This is a genomic window from Lysinibacillus sp. FSL R5-0849 (assembly GCF_038595075.1).
Classification (GTDB): Bacteria; Bacillota; Bacilli; order Bacillales_A; family Planococcaceae; genus Lysinibacillus; species Lysinibacillus fusiformis.
Map to the genome: position 1 here is coordinate 2,454,742 of NZ_CP152004.1, position 13,513 is coordinate 2,468,254.

At 34.6% G+C, this 13,513-nt stretch carries 15 protein-coding genes; 7 read left to right on the forward strand and 8 right to left on the reverse strand.

Going from position 1 to position 13,513, the window contains the following annotated elements:
* Nucleotides 1-6 precede the first annotated feature (6 nt).
* Nucleotides 7-327 carry a metalloregulator ArsR/SmtB family transcription factor gene (locus MKY80_RS11950; RefSeq protein ID WP_089987177.1) on the reverse strand — a complete coding sequence of 107 codons (321 nt, stop codon included), beginning with the start codon at nt 325-327 and terminating at the stop codon, nt 7-9.
* 289 nt (nt 328-616) lie between these two features.
* Here MKY80_RS11950 and MKY80_RS11955 point away from each other — a divergent pair, with 289 nt between their 5' ends.
* Genes MKY80_RS11955 through MKY80_RS11970 form a run of 4 tightly spaced genes read left to right on the forward strand, consistent with a single transcriptional unit; the run spans nt 617 to nt 3,110 of the window.
* A complete protein-coding gene (locus MKY80_RS11955; protein WP_089987178.1) occupies nt 617-1,294 on the forward strand; it encodes a DsbA family protein in 678 nt (225 codons plus the stop codon).
* Complete coding sequence (locus MKY80_RS11960) at nt 1,287-1,730, forward strand: disulfide oxidoreductase (protein ID WP_089987179.1); 444 nt, start codon at nt 1,287-1,289, stop codon at nt 1,728-1,730. Before MKY80_RS11955 ends, MKY80_RS11960 begins: the two co-directional genes overlap by 8 nt.
* Before the next feature lie 3 nt (nt 1,731-1,733).
* Entirely contained in the window at nt 1,734-2,444 is a 711-nt protein-coding gene (locus MKY80_RS11965; RefSeq protein WP_089987180.1) for a cytochrome c biogenesis protein CcdA, read from the forward strand.
* Between the two features lie 45 nt (nt 2,445-2,489).
* Entirely contained in the window at nt 2,490-3,110 is a 621-nt protein-coding gene (locus tag MKY80_RS11970) for a class I SAM-dependent methyltransferase (RefSeq protein ID WP_239354664.1), read from the forward strand.
* A 225-nt stretch (nt 3,111-3,335) separates the two neighbouring features.
* Here MKY80_RS11970 and MKY80_RS11975 read toward each other — a convergent pair whose 3' ends face one another.
* Entirely contained in the window at nt 3,336-3,632 is a 297-nt protein-coding gene (locus MKY80_RS11975; protein WP_089987182.1) for a hypothetical protein, read from the reverse strand.
* A gap of 545 nt (nt 3,633-4,177) precedes the next feature.
* Here MKY80_RS11975 and MKY80_RS11980 point away from each other — a divergent pair.
* Nucleotides 4,178-5,779, forward strand: coding sequence for a methyl-accepting chemotaxis protein (locus MKY80_RS11980; protein WP_342529397.1), 1,602 nt, complete (start codon nt 4,178-4,180; stop codon nt 5,777-5,779).
* A 337-nt stretch (nt 5,780-6,116) separates the two neighbouring features.
* On the opposite strand, the gene MKY80_RS11985 is transcribed toward MKY80_RS11980, so the two are convergent.
* The 6 genes from MKY80_RS11985 to MKY80_RS12010 form a co-directional block, all read right to left on the reverse strand.
* A complete protein-coding gene (locus MKY80_RS11985) occupies nt 6,117-6,542 on the reverse strand; it encodes a YfmQ family protein (RefSeq protein WP_008181333.1) in 426 nt (141 codons plus the stop codon).
* A 349-nt stretch (nt 6,543-6,891) separates the two neighbouring features.
* Nucleotides 6,892-7,389 (reverse strand): DinB family protein, encoded by a 498-nt coding sequence (locus MKY80_RS11990; protein ID WP_171364910.1) that lies wholly within the window; start codon nt 7,387-7,389, stop codon nt 6,892-6,894.
* A 208-nt stretch (nt 7,390-7,597) separates the two neighbouring features.
* The gene (gene catA, locus MKY80_RS11995; RefSeq protein ID WP_342529403.1) at nt 7,598-8,245 is read right to left on the reverse strand and encodes a type A chloramphenicol O-acetyltransferase; all 648 of its coding nucleotides are present in this window, start codon (nt 8,243-8,245) and stop codon (nt 7,598-7,600) included.
* 188 nt (nt 8,246-8,433) lie between these two features.
* On the reverse strand, nt 8,434-9,432 hold the full coding sequence (locus tag MKY80_RS12000) for an NADP-dependent oxidoreductase (RefSeq protein WP_342529405.1): 999 nt from the start codon (nt 9,430-9,432) through the stop codon (nt 8,434-8,436).
* Nucleotides 9,433-9,469: 37 nt separating this feature from the next.
* A complete protein-coding gene (locus MKY80_RS12005) occupies nt 9,470-9,814 on the reverse strand; it encodes a metalloregulator ArsR/SmtB family transcription factor (RefSeq protein WP_089987186.1) in 345 nt (114 codons plus the stop codon).
* 175 nt (nt 9,815-9,989) lie between these two features.
* Nucleotides 9,990-10,586 carry an SCO family protein gene (locus MKY80_RS12010; protein WP_008181322.1) on the reverse strand — a complete coding sequence of 199 codons (597 nt, stop codon included), beginning with the start codon at nt 10,584-10,586 and terminating at the stop codon, nt 9,990-9,992.
* Nucleotides 10,587-11,169: 583 nt separating this feature from the next.
* Here MKY80_RS12010 and MKY80_RS12015 point away from each other — a divergent pair.
* On the forward strand, nt 11,170-11,505 hold the full coding sequence (locus MKY80_RS12015; protein WP_089987187.1) for a DUF485 domain-containing protein: 336 nt from the start codon (nt 11,170-11,172) through the stop codon (nt 11,503-11,505).
* Nucleotides 11,506-13,059, forward strand: coding sequence for a cation acetate symporter (locus MKY80_RS12020; RefSeq protein ID WP_008181316.1), 1,554 nt, complete (start codon nt 11,506-11,508; stop codon nt 13,057-13,059).
* Nucleotides 13,060-13,513 lie beyond the last annotated feature (454 nt).

Sequence of the window (13,513 nt, forward strand, 5' to 3'; positions counted from 1 at the left end):
ATCCCTCTAATCTAAATGATTTGCACAGCATGCAACATCAGAGTAAACATCTTCTAAAACTGTATCAAACATTTCAAGAAGTTCGCGAATACGCTCATTTCTCAAACTATAGTAGCAATACTTCCCTTCATTTCGGCCAACAATTATGCCACAGCCTTTTAAACAGGCTAAATGTTGTGAAATGTTAGACTGATTGCCCTTTAGTTCTTCAACAATTTGAGAAACGGTCTTTTCCTTCTCTTTAATACAATCTAATATTTGAAGTCTTACTTTATTGGAAAATCCATGAATTAATTTAATTTTTATATCTAAAGAATTATCTGTCACAAAATCTCCTCCAATTCATATTAGACTTTGCTAATATGTTTTGTTATTATCATATTCGATATCACTAATATGTGTGTCCATCATATTAGCACTTACTAATATGTCTGTCAAAATTTTTTAATAATCAGTTTATTGGAGGTGTGAATGTTAAAAACACTCTTATTAATGCATTAAACCGTTAAGTGAAAGCGGATACATCAACTAGGATTTTAACATCTAATAAGTGATTAAGAGGCTAGCACAACATACTATCAAATATTCAAAAAACAAAAAAATGAGGTTATGTAACATGAAAAATAAAGGCGCAAAAATCGCTGTTATCCTAACGCTACTTGTTTTTGTATTCGTAGCTTGGATTGTTGTATTAAATCAAAAGAATGATCCTGTTCCAGAGAAAGCTCCTACTGGGCCACCGTCTATAGAAGGTCAACCACTTTTAGGGGAATCAAATGCTCCAGTAACAATAGTTGAATTCGGTGATTTCAAATGTCCGGCATGTAAGGCTTGGGGAGATACCGTCTTTCCTAAATTAGTAGATGAATATATTACAAGTGGAGATGTGAATTTTGCCTACGTTAATGTTCCATTCCATGGGCAAGAATCTATTTTAGCTGCTTTGGCAGCCGAATCTGTTTATCAACAAGACCCAAATGTGTATTGGGATTTCCATAAAACGCTCTTCTCCTCCCAACCAGAAACAGCAAAGCATGATGAATTATGGGTAACAACAGAAAAGTTATTAGAGCTTACCAGCACTATGCCATCCATTTCACCTGAAAAATTAACACAGGACTTGGAACAAGAACAGACAATGCCACAAGTGGAAACAGATACTACTTTATATAAAAAGCACGGAGTCGGGGTTACACCAACGATTATCATTGGCGATACAAAAATTAGTGATCCATTTGATTATGCAGAAATTCAAAAAATCATCAAAGAAGAATTGAGTGCTCCAAATGAATAAAGTGATAAAAGGAAATTCTAAAGACATTTATCTACTTTACTTTGCTTGGCTAGTCTCATTAGTTGCTACTTTTGGTAGCTTATACTTTAGTGAAATTAGAGAGTTTATCCCTTGTGAAAAGTGTTGGTATCAAAGGATCTTCATGTATCCGCTTGTTTTTATTTTGGGAATTGCGATGTTTCAACGTGATGTAACCGCGAGAAAATTTGTTTTACCTCTTTCCATTATTGGAGGCTGTATATCTCTTATACACTATCTTGAACAGAAAATCCCTGGATTTGGGGGATTTAAACCATGTGTAAGTGGTGTACCATGTAATATCCAATATATTAATTGGTTTGGGTTTGTAACGATCCCCTTCCTTGCATTAACGGCCTTTACGCTCATAACTATTAGCATGATAGCTATGTCCAGAGCCAAACGAGAGGTGGAGTGATCTTTGCAAAATGAGATTAATTTATTACTAGTCTTCGGAGCAGGATTATTATCTTTTCTATCCCCTTGCTCATTACCGTTATATCCCGCGTTTCTTTCATATATAACAGGTGTATCGTTAAATGAATTAAAAGAAAACAAAGGGATTTTAAGTAGACATGCAATAAAAAACACACTTTTATTCTTATTTGGTTTTTCTATGATTTTTCTAGCTCTTGGTCTCTCCACTTCGTTTATAGGGACATTCTTTATCCAATATAAAGATTTATTGAGACAAATCGGTGCCATCATTATGGTATTCTTTGGGCTAATAAGCGTTGGCATCCTAAAGTTAGATTTTCTACTCTCTGAAAAGAAATACCAGTTTAAAAACCGACCAAGTGGTTACATAGGTTCGATTTTAATAGGGATAGGATTCGCTGCCGGCTGGACACCTTGTACGGGTCCTATATTAGCTGGTGTAATGGCTTTAGGGCTATCAAACCCTGATAAAGGCTTAATATACATGCTCATTTATGTACTTGGTTTTTCAATTCCATTTCTATTGATGTCGCTATTTATAGGCAAATTGCGTTTTTTCCAAAGAAGAAGCCATCAATTTAAGATCATTGGCGGATGGATTATGATTTTAATGGGCGTTTTATTATATTTTGACATGATGACGAAAATTATTGCATGGGTTACACCTATTTTTGGAGGCTTTACAGGTTTTTAAGAGTTTATATGCTTTAATTTTACTGTTGAAAGATGGGATGACAAATTGAATAATACATGGAACAAGATAATTTACAAACTGGGCTCTTCCTTCTACGATAAATTTTTTAACACAGGTATTTTTTTAAAAACTAGAAAGAGGATTTTTCAAGAAGTACCTTTTAAAAACAAACAAAAAATATTGTATGTGGGCATTGGTACTGGAGCGGATTTAGAATTAATTGATTACGCTAAATATGATATTACAGCCATTGATTATTCTCCTGACATGCTAAATAAAGCTAAAAATAAATTCAAGAACTCTACAATTCATTTTTTAGAAATGGATGCTCAAAAAATGACGTTTGAAGATGAAACCTTTGACTATATTGTAGCTAGCTTAATTCTTTCGGTCGTTCCTGATGGGAGTAAGTGTTTTGGAGAGATGATCAGAGTTTTAAAAAAGGATGGAAAAATTCTAGTTTTTGATAAATTTGCTCCTAAAAATCAAAAAATCACATTCACAAAAAAGCTATTACGCCCATTTATCAGCTTGTTAGGAACCGATATTGGTAGGAATTTTGAAGAGCTCATTAATCAAAACAAACATCGGATAAAAATAGAAAAAGATCATCCTGTAATGCTAAATGGCATGTATCGATATATTGAAGTAAGTAGAGTATCTTAGCTACTACTAAATAGGAATAGTTGCCTTAAACATGCACCCTAGAAAATTAATAGTAACAATGCGTACACTAATATTAGTTACAATTAAATATCTTATGTAAACTGAATGCAATAAATTAAATGCACCAATACATGCCCAATGATTATGTATTGGTGCTCCCGTCAGCAATTAAAAGTATTATTAATATTCATCAATCAACTAAGTTTTCTTTCTTCTATAATATCTCTAACATTCAAAATGGCACCTACTGCTAATGCTGAAATAAGAAATCCAAAGAAATCCGTTTATATTAATTTTTCCTTTAATAACAGCAGGAAGAGTTAAAGTCTCGTCCAAATAATCCTTTAACGAAACCATAATTGGTGCACAATTCTCTCCTACACCAATTATCAGGGATAAATCTTTTGGCGAATAGACAACTGTATGTAATGATGTAGTACATCCCATCGGTGGAAAAGAAACATCATATCCGCTATAAAACTTCACGATAAGGTCTAACTCCATCTCTAGCCCATTGGCCATACCTTTAAGTTCCTCTAAAATACCTGGTAAACAGTCTTTAGTACTTCCTGAGCCTTTGTTGAATTAGAATTAGTACTTAACGTTTGAAGCAAATTAAATTGTTCTAACAACATGGATGTTTTAATTTTTTTACTTTGTTTCAATCCTATATTAGGATAGCTACCTTTTAACTCTACAACGCTTACTATCAACTCTTCCCTGTCTCATACTCCTCTCCTTACAATTTGAGTAACTGACATTAACAAATCTAATTCAGTAAAATCCACACCATGACACCACTCCAGGATTGAAGACGTTGGTGTCCATTCATTTTCGGAAGCATAGTGTAATAATTTGTTGTAACCAATTTGAATTGTTGAGATGGAATCTTGGTAAGACATTGCAATGCAGATGCATTGCGGTATGTGTTCTATAAAGGCTGTTTCTGATCAAGTATTTATTTCTAAATCAATTGGGATGGTAAGGTCAGAAAAGGAAGTTTAAAAAATCGCATTATCGGATTTACACTTTTACTGTTTATTTCGGTTATCAGCATTAGTTCCTATTTGAATATTAGTACAGTTAAAGAAAATGTTTCAGATGCGCTATTAGAAAAGAGTATCCAGCAAGTCGATGAAATTGCACGTCAAGCGGAGTATATTTTACTTTCTACATCTAATCCTACAGTGGAATTGCAAAATTTTGTTGAAAACAAGGCTAAGCAAAGTGGGATAGCTTATGCAGTAGTCATTGATAAAAACGTTACGGCAATTGCTCATAGTGATCAAGAGAAAATAGGTAAAAACTATGAAGATGACCCCTACTCAGTAGATGGAGCAAAAAATGGGAAAACTATGACGAGTAGATTTTATGCGGATGTTCAGAAAAGTTGGACGTTCGATATAATGGTACCCATTTACAAAGATAATAAGCTTTACGGTTCTATGGATGTTGGCATTTTTGAGGGCGATATCACAAAGGTCACGAATGAAATTTTATTCAAGGAAATTATTACAGTTAGTGTTGGCTGTTTAATAATCATTTTACTAATGATTATTATTTTAAATAAAATGTTTAAGCCTTTGTTGTTAGCAGTTGATAAATGCAATGAAATGGGAAAAGGAGAATTCACTGAGTTAATCAATTTAAAATATACAAGTAGAAATGATGAAGTAGGCAAGCTTACACATGCATTAAATGAGATGCAGAATAATTTTGTTGATTTACTTAATGAAATCAGTCTAACTTCAAAAAAGGTAACTGCATCTTCTGAAGAACTTAAAGATGCTACTAGTATTTCTTTAGAGTCTTCGAAGGATTTATCATCCACTGTTGAAGACATCGCTAAGGGTGCAGTGGAACAGGCAAAAGATACCGAATATGGGACTACAAGTATTGGAGAGCTTGGAGTACTAATTGAAAATAATCAAGGTCATTTAGAAAATCTAAATAAATTTGTCGATGAAGTAAGCAATATAAAAGATGAGAGTTTACTCATATTAAAGGAACTTGTTGCTACAACAGAAGAAAATAATATGGCAGCAAATGAAATTTATACTATCATTCTCACGACTAACGAAAGCTCTGGGAAAATTCAAAATGCAAGTCAGATGATAAGAACTATTGCTGAACAGACGAATTTACTAGCCCTAAACGCGGCTATTGAGGCGTCTAGAGCTGGTGAAGCAGGAAAAGGATTTGCGGTGGTTGCGGACGAAATACGGAAATTGGCAGAACAATCCAATCAATTCACTAAGGAAATTGCCACAGTGATAGGAGATTTAACAGGAAAAACTGGACAAGCAGTTCAAACAATGCAAGAAGTGAATAATCTTGTCAATTCGCAAACAAAAAGTGTTGAAACTACAAATGGTAAATTCGAAGATGTTGCAGTTTCTATTGAAAAAATAAAAACGGTAATTGAGGATTTATATAACTTAGGCAATAATATGGGTGAAAAAAAGGACGAAGTAATAGATATTCTACAAAACTTATCTGCTATATCGGAAGAAAATGCAGCTGGTACGGAAGAAGCAGCCGCATATTTACAGAATCAAACAAACTCCATTTATGAAGTTGCCCATTCTAGTGAAGAATTAGCAAAGTTAGCTAATACAATGGAGGAAAATGTCTCTAAGTTTACTATTCAAACAAATTCAAAGCGATAATAAAAGCAAAGCTCAATTTCTCTAATTTATACAGAGAAATTGGGTTTTTTTCAAAAAAACAGCTTTTTATTCTACCTTAGCGCTACCTATCCGCTATACATAAGGAATATGTAAGAATGCAATAAAAAAAGACGATTTATTGTAAGAACTTTTGCATAAAAACTGAAAGATATTGTCTTGTACCTGTATCTTTTGGTTGTTTTGTAATTCCTGCAAAAAGAAATAGTAAATTACTATACAAATGAGTTGAGAAATCAGAGTTCGTATAGAAGAGGGATTCTACACTGAAACCGCAGTTTGGACCGAATCCCTACTTTTCAAAAATTTAATTAGCTGTTTATATAGTGAACTTTTGTAGATTTTCTGAACTAAGGCTATATGAAATCACTTTCTCTTTACGCTTCTTGACTACATCCACATGATCATCGTAGGGAAAAATTAAGAAATCCACATCTTTTTTGCCACTTTTTAAGTTGATGACAAAGGGTGTAACACTCGTCTCAGGTTGTAAAAATAATTTTTCATTGCCCGGAAATATATAATATTTTTTCAAAAAGATAGCTTTATTAAAAAAATCTATAAATCTTATTTTTTCTCCCTCTTCTAAATTATATCCATTAAACGTAACCGTAACTTCCTTTGAGTCCAGTTCTTTGTGAAGCTCAAATTTATTTACTACCCATGCCACAGCTATACTTGGTGGGCTCATTAACAATTTAATAATAGATCCAATCACTATCGTAATGATCAATCCCGTTGTCATCTTATATCAACTCTTTCAGCCATTTTTCTTCATAGCTATTACTTTATTAATAATTTGATTTCTCATTAATATGTAATGTCGCTATATGGATGTTTGATCATCCGCCTTTCAATGATAAAGGATTTTAATTTTTTATCACCATCCAATTTAAAATTTTTTTTACCATCCACTTAGGATTAATACAATTTCATCAAAATAAAAGAAACGTCCAAAACGCCTTGTCCTTTATAAGACAATTAGCTTTGGTCGCTCCTTTTATACTAAGCATTTTCATGTAAGGTGGCAGACATTTGCTAAAATATGAGCCTTCAAACTATGTTTCTACCCTTTTCGAATGAAGAACCTTCGCTCATGAGGTTTGTTCGTCAGCAGAGGGACCGTACATGCCAGGGACGGGAATATCGAGAAGGCGCAAGTATACTCCGAGTTGCCCTCGGTGGTGGACCATATGGCTTAATCCGAAGGTACGGAATGCGAGTGCACGTGGCTCACGGCGAATGATATGGTCACCTTGACGCAATATCCATTCTTGACCTAGCATATTTTCGTCACATTCGGCAAGCATTTGTTCCAGCTTGTCAACGTTTCCGTCAAACTCATTTAGAATATCCGATTGTTTTTCTAAAGGTTCTCTTCTTAGCGGTACGGTTAAGAGATCAAACTCTGAGTATTGAAGTATAGCAATTTGCCAGTTCAGTATATTAATCAAATGTGTGGCTAGCCCACCGAGCGTCATCGACTTCTCGTGAGGTTTCCATGACAGATGCTCCTCAGGCAAACGTTCCAAAATACGACGTGTAGCGGTCAATTCATGCAATGTGTCACCGACGATTAGTTGTTTCATCATAATTTCTCTCCTCGCTTTTGGTTAGTTTACTATAAATTTCATTTGAATAGAAAGCCTCTCTAGTTACTAGACTGTTATAAATAAAACGGTGGTTTCAAAAACATAACATTGGTGTCTTCAGCTATGACGGACGCTTCCACCTTCTAATTACAAATAAACTGTTATGTCCCCAAAAAAGAAGCTGCAATCACAGCTCCTTTTATAAAAACTATAGCCATTCTGCACTATTATCAGCAAGTTTTTGCAGCTCATTCATAAAAATCCCTGCATGATAACCATCACAAACTGCATGATGAAACTGTAGCGAAATTGGTAAGCGATACTCCCCATTTATAGAAGCATATTGAGCACCCGTTATAATCGGTAATAGATAATCTCCACCATTATGAATGTTCAAATTAAATCCGGTGAAAGAACACCATGGTATCATGGAGATAGGAATATTATTTTCTGGTATAGGCATTTTGGGAAACATTCGATCTGTACCATTATATGTTTCTATATCTTGCTCATATTGCGTGTAGAATTCAGTAAATGTAGTGAAATTAGATGTCCAAACGCAAGAAAATGTGCATGACTGTTTATCAAAAATTGTGTATGAAGGCAACATTTCCTCCCAATACCCTAACTGCCCTTCTGCGTTAAAGTTAGTTCTGAATTCTTGATGTGCATTGACTATTTTAGTAATCATAAAAATAAACGCAGGATATAGTTTCAAATTCTTTTTCTTTAAATTCTCCATCAAAATAGTAATATTAATATCATTCGTTATACTGAATGATGTTTGTTGTTGCAAATAGTGTTCAAAATACTCTTTTCGTTGCCAATTCTCGCGGTCTATCAAATAAAATTTCATTTTTTCACGCCTCCTAAAATTTTGGCTGGTTTTAGGAGGCTATTTTCACTGCTTTCTTCATTAAATCATCCTTTTTTTCTAAATCGACCTAGAACTTATTTTACAGCAAAATTTTCCATATAAAAAGAAATTTATAAGTGAGCATTTGCTTTGCCAACATGGGATAACAACCTGAATCGCTTAGTCCATTACTTGATTTTGACTATGATTTTCCCCTTAGCCCTTCCAGACTCGGCATATTCCATTGCTTGTTGAGCTTCTTCAAATGAAAAAATTCTATCTATGACAGGTTTGATTTTACCCGATTCAATATAGTCCGCAATTATACGTAATTGCTCACCACTTGGCTTCATAAATAAAAATGAATAGTGAGCATCATGCTTCTTTTCAAGTGCAGTCAGTTTATAACTTGCTGCTGAAAACAATAATCTTTTAAAAAAACCTGAGCCATGCTCTTTCGCAAAGCGTGCATTCGGTAAGCCTGAAACTGAAACGATTTTTCCTCCACGTTTAATTATCTCAAAGGATTTTTCGAGTGACGTCCCTCCGAGTGTGTCGAAAACTGCATCATAATTTTCTAATAGCTCCTCAAACTTTTCTGTCTTATAGTTGATTACTTCATCAGCACCGAGCGTTGTTACTAGATTTGCCCCAGCTTCACTAGCAGTCGTTGCCACAGTTGCCCCCATTAATTTAGCTAATTGAATAGCAAAAGTACCGACACCACCAGACCCTGCATGAATCAATACTTTTTGTCCTGTTTGTAATTGCATGATGTCATGCAATGCTTGGTATGAAGTTAAGCCAACGAGTGGGATGGACGCAGCTTCCTCAAAACTTAAATTTTTAGGCTTTAACGCTATGTCATCCTCATGAATTGCAATAAATTCGGCAAAGGTGCCAATTTTGCTTTTACGTGGCCGTGCATATATTTCATCTCCTACTTTAAATCGACTTACCTTTGTACCAACCCTTACCACAACTCCTGAAAAATCATTTCCGAGGATTAGAGGCATTTCATACTTAATTAATAGTTTTACTTTCCCATCTCGTATTTTAAAATCGATCGGATTAATACTGGCCGCACGAATTTCTGCTAGAATTTCATATTCACCAATATTAGGTGTAGGCACTTCTGCTAAACGCATGGGAGCAGCGCCATATTTATCAATTACCATTGCTTTCATTGTTGATTCCTCCAATTCATGTCTGATACCAGTCGTTTCAATAATATTCCTTTAACAACGATTCAATATCTGTAACAAGTGTTTTTAGTAAACCTAATCTCGTACGTATATCTATATAATAAAAATTTTTTGTCCCTTCTTTACGCATTAAAATAACGCCAGCATCTCGTAAAATTTTAAGGTGGTGTGACACAGCAGGTCTAGAAAGATGTGTTTGCTCTGTGATTTCCCCAACACGCAAGCCTGTTTGACAATCTGTTGCCATTAGAACAAGTAAAATAGATTGACGTGTTTCATCACCAATTGCCAATAATACCTTTTGACAGTTCATAAAATTTTCTTTAATGATGTGTAGCTGTTCCTCTTTAGTCATTAAGTGAATACCTCCTTTAATTAGTTGAATAGTTTAAGTTATTGAACCGTTATGAATACAACAATATAATACAGGGCTATTCCGTGCAATATTGAGAAAGTAAATCGAGACGAATCAATTTTCGAAGCTCGTCTCTATACAACAAAAAAACACAGAAGTCACATGGACCTCTGTGTTACTTGAGTTACTTGCTTTCCTTAATAAGAGCCTTCATATCTCCAACGATTGTTTCAACTGGTACGTTTGTCGCGCCATCATAGTCTTTTACAACTGTGCCGTCTGCATTCACTAAATAATAGCTCGACATATGTATGACTTGGTCTGAGTTAGGATCATTCTTGACTAATGAATTGAATGATTTACGTGCAAATTGCTCGATAAATTTCTGCTGATAGCCTGTTAATAGCTGCCATTTACTTTCATCTACAACGTTATACGTTTTTAAGTAGTTTGTTAATACGTCTGGCTTATCCACTTCCGGATCTACACTAAATGCAACAATTTGATAATCCTCAAGACCTTCATCCTGTAAGGCCTGCTGTACTTCTGTCATATTAAATGTCATAGGCGGACAGATTGTCGTACAGTTTGTAAAAATAAACATGGCCAACCAAGGCTTGCCCTTTAAATTATCAAGGCTCACTTGTTCATTTTTTTGATTGGTTACATTAAAATCTTGAACCTCAATATTTAGAGATGGCTCAAACTTGTAACTTCCGCAAGCAGCTAAAATGCTACTGAATGCTAGTACTAAAACTAGCAGCATGCTTTTCTTTTTCATTTATTTTGCACACTTCCCTTCATTTCTTCACCTTATTTTATGCATTCTAGATTCCAAATACAAGATAATGAGCTTATCCAAGCGTTGCATTTTGTGTAAGTTGTGAACATTAACTATTTTTGGCATTACATCACTCTACTTTTCCCAAATGGCTCTCCTTTTTTAAAAATTTTCAAAGCTTTTTTTTATCATTTTCTTTATTTCCCAAAGAAAAATTCCATTGTTATATAACAAACGATTCCACACTATTAATCAACACTGGATATTAATAGCAGAATAATAAAATACAGAAAATTCTCTTTTAAGTGATTATTTTCTCCCACAGTCATTTTTATTAGCAGTAATCTATTTTAAGAATATTATATCAATAGAAATAAACACTCTCTTTCATACAATATTTTTCTAGTAAACCCTTAATATTTCTATGTTATTCCCATAAAAATGAAATAACTAAAAATTATAAAAACTCAAAAATTAGTATTGCATTATAAGAATATCCCCCATAAAATAAGTGAATATAACGGCGAACGAAAAAGAAATATGTCGTTTAAAACAGAAATATATAACTTTAGGGGGAATAATAATGGCGAATGTTTCTAGTGAAAAACAAGCACAACGCGTTGATTATCATGCAATTGAGGCAATGGAATCATTCAATAGCTTTGTGAAAAGGAAAAACACCTTTCTTTTCTCGATTACAGCAGTGTTTCTTATTCTTTATATTTTGCTTCCGATCCTTGCATTCCAGCCTGTACTACAACAAAAAATCTTCGGAAATATTACTGGAGTTTGGGTTTACTCGGCTGGATTATTTGTGATGACCATCGTGCTCTGTACAGTATATGTAAAAAAAGCTGCTTCATTCGATAAAGCTGCAGCTGCTGTGCTCGCCGAGTATCATGCGAAAGGTGGTAACTAAATGAACATTGTATCCGTAGGTTTCTTTTTAGCTATTGTTGGTTTAACACTTGTTGTTACCTATATTGCAGCCAAGCGTACTTCCTCAGCAGCTGATTTTTATACAGCTGGCGGCGGATTAAAGGGGTGGCAAAATGGCTTTGCGATTGCTGGTGATTATTTATCAGCTGCAGCCTTTCTTGGGGTGTCTGGTGCGATTGCTTTAACTGGCTTTGATGGTTTCTTTTTCTCTGTGGGCTATGTTGTAGCCAACTTAGTTCTTCTATATATCATCGCTGAGCCTATGCGTAATTTAGGCCGCTATACACTTGCTGACATGTTAACGGCTCGTTTTAATGAAAAACGAATTCGTGGCGTGGCGGCATCAGGTACGATTATTATTGTCATTCTGTATATGATTGCACAGCTTGTAGGTGCAGGTGCATTGATAAAACTACTATTCGGCATTGAATATTGGATTGCCGTGTTAATTGTCGGTGTAATGATGACTACCTACGTATTATTCGGTGGCATGACAGCAACTTCGTGGGTACAAATTATAAAAGCTAGTTTACTATTATTCGGGACAGGCTTATTAGCTACATTAGTATTAGTGAAATTTGATTTCTCTCTAATGAAAATGTTTGACACCATTGCCGTCGATCATGGGGAGGAATTCCTTGTACCAGGAATTAAATACACAAGCACGATTGATTCCGTATCGATGATGATGGCCTTAGTTTTAGGAACATCAGGTTTACCACATATTTTAATGCGCTTCTTTACTGTAAAAGATGCCAAAACGGCTCGCTCGTCTATATCATGGACAACTTGGATTACAGCTATCTTCTTCTCATTAACAATATTTTTAGGCTTCGGTGCGTTAAATTTTGTAGGTTTAGATCAAATTTTAGCTGAAAGTAAGGCTGGTAACACAGCTGCCCCACTGCTGGCACATTATTTAGGTGGAGATGTGTTAATGGCCTTTATCGGTGCTGTAGCCTTTGCGACAATTTTAGCGGTTGTTTCTGGCTTAGTTTTAACGGGTGCATCAGCGATTTCACACGATATATATGGAGAAATTATTAAAGATGGAAAATTAACGGAAAAGCAACAGGTAGTAGCAGCACGGACAGGCTCTATCTCAATTGCAATTGTCTCCATTGTTTTAGCGCTGTTTGCACAAAGCTTAAATGTTTCGTTCCTAGTGTCATTTGCGTTTTGTATTGGTGCATCCGCGAATTTACCTGTCATTCTTTATACGATCTATTGGAAGAAGTTCAACTCTACTGGTGCTGTAGCAGCGATGCTAACAGGGTTAATTTCTTGTTTGATCTTAGGAGCGATGGGACCAAATGTATGGAGTCCTGTTGAAGGTGCAGCTATTTTTGTTGGTAAACCACTTGTACCACTAGCTGTTCCAGCCATTATTACCATTCCATTAGGCTTTATTGCAGGTTATTTGGGATCGGTCCTGTCATCTAGTAAAGTACCAACTGAAGAGGCTGAACGTATTTATAAAGAAATTCGTGTAAAAGCGAATACTGGTGTTTCTGTATCTGATATTTCTCACTAATTTTTATACACTGTATGCATAATGAATTGAAATTCAAAATATACAAAAAAATAGGCAAAAAATTCGATTTTCGGTCGAGTTTTTCGCCTTTTTTGTTATTCAACAACTAGCAAATTACTTATCGAACAATATTATTTGACTTCCAAAATACAGAAAAAAACCAATTTTCACTAAGGCAATAGTGTTTAAATATGGATAAAAAACCAAGGCATTTTTGTGGATTTATCATTCTTTTTTTGTCAAGAATCTAGATTTCTCTTTGCTTCATTTATTTATCTGAATATTCTAAAACCCTAGATGTTCTTGGTTTCGGAGGTTTTTTTCTCTTTCAGGACTATTTTCAGAAAAATTTTTTTTACATAATTTTTCTGAAATGTATTGCAATTTTGTGAACTCTTTCATAAAATGAGAATGTGAATTCACTAAACTAGCAAAATCAAGTCTTAAGGCAGAA

What these genes read in the sequence shown, in the direction of transcription:
- MKY80_RS11955 (WP_089987178.1), top strand. Translation starts at nt 617, where the DNA reads ATGAAAAATAAAGGCGCAAAAATCGCTGTTATCCTAACGCTACTTGTT.
- MKY80_RS11960 (WP_089987179.1), top strand. Translation starts at nt 1,287, where the DNA reads ATGAATAAAGTGATAAAAGGAAATTCTAAAGACATTTATCTACTTTAC.
- MKY80_RS11975 (WP_089987182.1), bottom strand. Translation starts at nt 3,632, where the DNA reads ATGGCCAATGGGCTAGAGATGGAGTTAGACCTTATCGTGAAGTTTTAT.
- MKY80_RS11985 (WP_008181333.1), bottom strand. Translation starts at nt 6,542, where the DNA reads ATGACAACGGGATTGATCATTACGATAGTGATTGGATCTATTATTAAA.
- MKY80_RS11990 (WP_171364910.1), bottom strand. Translation starts at nt 7,389, where the DNA reads ATGATGAAACAACTAATCGTCGGTGACACATTGCATGAATTGACCGCT.
- catA (WP_342529403.1), bottom strand. Translation starts at nt 8,245, where the DNA reads ATGAAATTTTATTTGATAGACCGCGAGAATTGGCAACGAAAAGAGTAT.
- MKY80_RS12000 (WP_342529405.1), bottom strand. Translation starts at nt 9,432, where the DNA reads ATGAAAGCAATGGTAATTGATAAATATGGCGCTGCTCCCATGCGTTTA.
- MKY80_RS12010 (WP_008181322.1), bottom strand. Translation starts at nt 10,586, where the DNA reads ATGAAAAAGAAAAGCATGCTGCTAGTTTTAGTACTAGCATTCAGTAGC.
- MKY80_RS12015 (WP_089987187.1), top strand. Translation starts at nt 11,170, where the DNA reads ATGGCGAATGTTTCTAGTGAAAAACAAGCACAACGCGTTGATTATCAT.
- MKY80_RS12020 (WP_008181316.1), top strand. Translation starts at nt 11,506, where the DNA reads ATGAACATTGTATCCGTAGGTTTCTTTTTAGCTATTGTTGGTTTAACA.